Below are 5,905 nucleotides of genomic sequence, written 5' to 3'. Positions count from 1 at the left end.
CAATAAAGCCCCCCAATTGACCTGCTTTGATATCACCAAAATCTCTTAAAGCTTTAATTCTACGAAGTGTTCTATATCCAACTTCAATCGTTTCATTAGTGAATTCATATTTTTTTGCAGGCTCTTGTTGATTAACAGACGCGGCTTCATTTGTAATGGAAGATATAACTGTATTGTTCATAATAGAATCCTAAGGTTTGAGTTTTGAATTGACACCCTTATAGGGCGTCGGGCGCTCAAAACACGGCCATAGGTCCGTTGTTACACTTTCCCCGTGAGGGTCTTGTATGGTGTAACACACCCGACAAATCACTTATATGCTAACAAAAGCATAAAGGAAAGCCAATTTTTAAGGTTTGGAGGAGGTTGTTTCGTAACCTATTCGCTAGTAGTTTTAGTGTTTTGATCACTTAAGTATTCATTTATCAAAATACTCATTTATTGTCAACAATATTTTTATATTTTTTGTATTTTTTTTAAACACATTGTGTATAAACATTGTCATATTATTATAAACAATCTCTATTTTATTGCGTGTTTTGGATTCTATATTAACAGAATGGTTAATAGGTTTCGTTATTTTCCTCTCTATACTTCATAAAATTTACAAACGCTCTTAGAAACCATTTATTATTGAATAATTTTTGTGAATTGTCTTTATAAGAGATTTATCATTTATAAGGCATCGCACTTTCACAAAAGCAAACAACAAATATGATAATGCGCTTTTGTCATATGAGAGCCTCTAAAGAGACCTATCAAATTTATTCACACATTATCATAATCTCTTTTAAGAGTTTTGTCGGTTTTGTCGGGGCATTTTAGTGATCATATTATTTTTTTAAAATAAGAAAAAATAAAAAACGTTATATTTCAATGTGTTAGTATTTTGAAGATACAGCTAATAAAGATGATACAACCAATAAGATACATTGCAAGGGGTTTTGTCGGGGTTTTGTCAAGTTTTTTACCGACAAAACCCATGTCTTTAGAGAGTGGTTTCAATATAACTTATGAAATGGCATAGAAACCTTTTCAAGAGACAGCTTGTGATTATAAGAAATGTTATAAAGACTTTATACAGTTATCAGATTTTTTGCATTTTGGATATTTGTGATATGTTGGGTTTCTCTTTTATCCTTATTTTTAAATTAATTTTAGATTTCTATATAATCTTTTAAAGGCAATCCCAAAAAATCTGGTATGTATATGAAGGGGTTTCTGAAAAGCCTTAATTATGTATCAACCTCATAAGAGTGATGAGCTTATAAACTGTAGTGTCAAAAGACCTCTATAAGATGAGCATGTCTTATAAATTCACTTCAGTTTCTCTTATTTCCAATTTTGGTAAGTTCTTAACAATTTTCATTGTTTCTAAGCTTACAGTAATAACCCTTTGAAACAATTCTAAAGGATAAGCAGGGTTGCCAATGGTTTCAATAGCATAACGATTGGCATCATTAACAATGCCGCTTTCTTTATCAGTTTTTACACATTGACGTTCCATAACCCATTCAAGAGCGGGCTTACCATTTACGACATAGTTATAAGCATCAAGAGGAATATCTATCATTGTGATATGACGATTATAAATGACAGTAGACTTATCTTTTTCCTTACTTTTCTTAATTTTTGCGAATTCCATTTTTGTAACATAATAAAATTCTTCAGAATTAGAAATGTCTGTTAGCTTTGAATACCCCTTTTTAAAGGGACGGGATAAGGTTCTACAGTTTCATAATTGACATGCAAGTGACCAAGTTCACGCCCTGCATGAACAAAAGCCCAAAAATCTTCAGCAGTTTTCACACAAGGGATACGAGGCAATTCTTTAGAGAGATTATCAGCATAACGGGTGCGGTAATCTTCTGAATGCAAAATGCCATAAACATAATAAAACAGATCATCTTTTGTTATAGTTTCACTAGGATAAGCGGCTTTAAAATGTGCTAATCCTTCATCAGTGAGTGCATCACGCCGCTGTAAACCAACGGTTTCACCATTCTCTATAGAGCTTTCGAATAAATGGGGTTGCTTTGTATTTTTATCTTTTGAAATCATAGCTTCTTCGTAGATATAGCGTGGAAAACATTGACTAGTATCTATTGTATGATAGTTAGGTACTGTATTCGTCATCAGTACAGAAAAACCACGGTTTGCTCCGATACCTGCAACTTGTATTACTCTATTTTCGACAGCTTGCCCTATCGGAAATATACATGGTATTTTAGAAACCATTTCATTAAAGGTGCGATTGTAATAAAGCCATTGCTTTGTAAAAGGACGATAAAGACTTTGCGTAAGACTGTTATTTTCAAATGTAAAAAGTTTTTCTTTTCTCAATTCCTGTTTGATATCTCGGCTCCAACTTATTTTACTTGCATCTGAATTCACGAAACTGTCTACAGCCTTTTTACGTGTCTCGCGATTAGCATGCTCATAAGCTTCATTAAAACGTTCTACTTCGCTGTTATAAAAGTCAATCATATTACTCATATTTTTCGCTAAAGATTCATGGCTTGAGTTATACGTCCACGCATCACGACTAGTTACAATACCACACGAAAAGGTTTCAAACAGTTTTGTATCATGCTTGTTTTTAGAACCTAAAGCTGAAAATGTTTTAAAATGCTCGGCACGCTGATTTACCCAATCACCATGCTTGTCTGGTGTGATGAGTTGCCAGCCTTGTTTTTGTGTAATGCCACTAATACTCTTAAAAGACTCGATTATCGCAAGCTTTTCTTTTCTCTTGAGATAATCACCAATATCACGAAAATATATTTTACCACGCTGTTGAGATTCCGGATTTTTTACAAGAATAGAAATCGCTATAGGGGTTCGAGAGCCGGAACCAAAAGTCTGTCCACCTTCTTTCCGAGAAACTTCACCAGAAGTCCGTTGATTACCTCGTAAATGGAAAATATAAAGGCTGCTAAACTCTTCAACAAGACACTTGCGTAAACCATCTAGAGAATAACCGCTGATAAAGCCTGCATTTGTGACAAAACCAATAACACCACAGTCTTTTATACGATCACTCGCCCAACGAAGTGCACGAATATAACTATCGTAAAGTGACCGCATAAGATTTGCTTGCGATTGGGCTGCATAGGTCGCACCAATACGTTTATCTAATAGGGGATAAGAGGTGTTTTTTGCATTGTCATTTGCACTCTTTTGACCAGTTGAATAAGGTGGGTTACCAAAGATAACTTGAATGTTTAGATTTTTCTGAAGTTCTAAATAGTCACTGTTTTCCTTGAGTAACCCTCGCAGCAAATCTTTTTCTTCAAGCATCTGGAAGGTATCCGTTAAACCAATATGCTTAAAGGGTATATAATTCCCTTTCATAAGACTATGATAGGTCGTTTCAATGTTAATCGCTGCTATATAATAGGCTAATAAAACAATCTCATTGGCATGAATGTCATGACGGAATTTATATTCCATATCCTCGCGTTTGATCAGTCCAGATTGTAAAAGCCTTGTGATAAAGGTACCCGTTCCAGTAAAGGGGTCAAGAATAGAAACATCACGAGACCCTAAGCTTTTTCCAAATTCAATTCGTAAAATATCATCAACAGAATGAATAATAAAATCTACAACCTCAACGGGGGTATAAACAATTCCAAGCCTATCTGTTGTCTTTTTAAAAGCCTTAGAAAAAAAACTTTCATACAGTGTGATAATAAGATTTTGTCTTGCTTGCGGATCTGTGATACCAGAGGTACGGCATTTTACACTGTTATAAAATTCTTGAAGTTCTTCGGATTCCTCTTCAATATCTGTTTTGTCTAATTCAGCTAAGATCTTTTCCATGGCTTGAGAAATAGCATTGTTTTGTACAAACGCATTGCCATCAAACAAGGCTTCAAACACAGGACGGGTCACAAGGTGCTGTGCCAGCATCTCAATGGCGTCCTCCTGCTTTATATCACTGTTTAAGTTGTTTTTTAATTCATTATAAAACACCTCAAAGGCATGATATGCTTTGCTTGTTTCATCAGAAAGCATGTCTTGAAGGCGTGTGATATGATTTTGTGCAATTTCAGAAATATTCCCAGCCCAATCTTCCCAATAATCGGCAATACTGAATTTCTTAGCAATAAGGGTTTTAAGAGCATTGGGAAATTCCTTATAAAAAGGTAGTTTTAATTGCACTATAGGGTTATGCTGTGGCTCATTGGCAGGTTTCCCAATCTCAAGTCCTGCGCTTTCTGATTTCTCATGACGTGAGATATTCTCCTCAACCGCGGTCATTCTCCCGACAGCTTTAATCTCTAAGACATGGCTTATGTCTTGCCCTAAAATCATCTGATTAATCGTGTTATCAAAATCATCATCATGGGAAAGCAAGGCGTCGATCACTTGCCAGACAACTTTGTATCTCTCATTGTATCTGAGAGCGTTTTCAGCAGAAATTCCTGCGGGGATCCCAACGGGTAAAATGATATAGCCTCTTTTTTTCCCCTTGGCACGACGCATAATACGCCCCACTGCCTGGATCACGTCTACTTGGCTTTTACGCGGGTGTAAAAACATCACGGCATCAAGAGCAGGTACATCAACCCCTTCAGAAAGGCAGCGCACATTGGTTAACACACGGCAAGTATTTCCCCCTGCATCTTCTGTTAACCAATCAAGACTTTTGGTCCGTTCCTTAGCACTAAAAGTCCCATCTATATGGTCAAAGGTACAATCAAGAGGTGGGGTCTCTTTATGGATCTTATGAAGTTTATACAATTCATCCTGAATTTCTTGAGAATTGAAGGTATCACGAATGCGTTCAGAAGTTTTAATGTCTCTACAGAAAGCCAAGGCGCGCCGCATAGGTTTTGGGTCATCTTCAAGATCAACTTTGAGATCTATTTTACTTAAAGCTTGATAACAGCCTATGATCTTAGTCTTATCATCAAGAGCAAGTTCATAATTCTCATCAGTCATCAGCTGTTGAAGAGATTGACTCACTTCTTCTTCATCAACACCCAAAACAATCACCTTATAGGGGGATAACTGTTCATTCTTGACGGCTTTTGAGAAACTGTAAGTGTAAAGATCTTTTCCATAGAGCTCTTCATCATCCATAGACGCCAGTACAGCATTAACTTCATCAGCACGTCTTTTTGCATTGCTTGTAAAGATCTTTGGCGTTGCTGTCATGTAGAGGCGTTTTTTCCCTCGAATAATGCTATTATCATGAACTTTGATAAATTCAGATTCACTCTTGTCTGTTCCAAACACAACGCCAGTGGTCCTATGGGATTCATCACAAATAATCAGATCAAATTCGGGTAAATCATGATCCTTTTGTGCATCTGCAATCACTTGAATGGAATGATAGGTAGAAAAGATCACCGTCATAACATCAAGCGACGTCTTATGGGCTTTGCTAGCAAGCTCTTTAGCATCTGTTGTCGCTGGTAAGACAAGATCTGATGAATCCATGGCAACGGCATCATCTTGGGCTTTACGACGTTTACCGACTTGGGTATCAGAACAGACAGCAAAGGAACGTAAAGGCACTTCTGTGTCTATCGTCCATTCTCTTATCGTTTGCGACATAAGAGCGAGAGAAGGCACCAAAAACAAAACACGCTTGCCTTTCCCTGCTATCTGTTCTGCTATCTTCAAACTGGTGAAAGTCTTTCCCGTTCCACAAGCCATGATTAGCTTGCCACGGTCTGCTGTCTTTAAACCCTCACACACAGCTTTTAATGCTTCCTTTTGATGATCACGAAGTTGCTTTACCTCTCTTTTCTTAAGGGTGGCTTGCCCCTTATTGGCAAACATGCCCCAATCAATTTGACTGTTTTCTAAATCAAAGAGATTAATGCGTTGAATGGGGACTTTTTGCCCTTGGCAGGTTAAATCAACATTCTCACTCCAATCGGTTTCCGTACTA

General features: G+C 36.9%; 2 pseudogenes. Both read right to left on the bottom strand.

What is annotated here, in order from left to right:
• Window positions 1–181: pseudogene (locus BN67_RS12270) on the bottom strand (LbetaH domain-containing protein); the annotation flags it as partial.
• A gap of 1,128 nt (window positions 182–1,309) precedes the next feature.
• Window positions 1,310–5,905, bottom strand: a pseudogene (locus tag BN67_RS15110) (DEAD/DEAH box helicase); the annotation flags it as partial.

It is taken from the genome of Bartonella rattaustraliani AUST/NH4 (assembly GCF_000312565.1).
Lineage (GTDB): Bacteria > Pseudomonadota > Alphaproteobacteria > Rhizobiales > Rhizobiaceae > Bartonella > Bartonella rattaustraliani.
The sequence above is the reverse complement of the archived record's forward strand: the minus strand, read 5'-3'. Positions and strand labels throughout refer to the sequence as shown.